The following is a 765-nucleotide window of genomic DNA, read 5'->3' as shown; positions in this document are numbered from 1 at the left end:
CACCTTGGCCGCGCGCGAACGCCGGCATCTCGCGCGCGGCCAAGGTGGCATCCAAGGCATCGGGTTGCTGACCCAGCAACACAGCCAGACGATGGCGATATTGCGCCTCGGCGGTTTCCAGCAGCGGAATATCCGCTTCGATCGCCTTCAACCGCGCCAGGCTGCTCTGCACATCCAGCTCGCTGCCGGCCCCCAGATCCCAACGCGTCTGCGTCAGCTTCTGGGTGTCGCGCAGGTTGGTGAGCGTGCGCTTGGAGACATCCAGCCGCTTCTGGGTACCGCGCAGCTCGAAATAGTTGCGCGCCACTTCGGCAGCAACGGTGACCTGCACGTCCTGTAGGTTGGCCTGCTCGGCATCCAGGTCGGCACGCGCGGCCTCCGATGCACGCCGCTGACGGCCGAACAGGTCCAGCTCCCAGGCCGCATCCAGACCGAGCGTGGTCTGCTCGGTCAGAAAGCGCTGATTGCCGGCGATCACCTGCTGCTGTTCGCGGCGATCGAAGCTGCCCTGCGCAGTGATATGCGGCGCCTGATCCAGACGACGCTCGACGAACACCGCGCGCGCCTGCTTGACGCGCGCCACGGCGATGCGCAATGCCTCGGCCCGCTTTTCCCGCGCCTAGCGCAAGCCCAGCGGAGTCAGACCGTCGGCGCCGGACAGGGCCGCCACCGCCCCGTCGAGCAGGCCGGCGCGGCGGGCGGGACGGATGCCCTCGCCCCGCTGGCGTTGCGCAAGGCGCGGGAAACGCTGGCCGAGGTATTGCG

The 765-nt window shown here is 68.8% G+C and carries 1 pseudogene; it reads right to left on the bottom strand.

Annotated elements, in window-relative coordinates:
• Window positions 1-595: pseudogene (locus CSC70_RS13840) on the bottom strand (TolC family protein); the annotation flags it as partial.
• Window positions 596-765: the final 170 nt, after the last annotated feature.

The sequence above is a fragment of the Pseudoxanthomonas kalamensis DSM 18571 genome (genome assembly GCF_010211745.1).
GTDB lineage: Bacteria > Pseudomonadota > Gammaproteobacteria > Xanthomonadales > Xanthomonadaceae > Pseudoxanthomonas_A > Pseudoxanthomonas_A kalamensis.
Note: the sequence above shows the minus strand (reverse complement) of the source record. Positions and strands in the feature narration are given on the sequence as shown.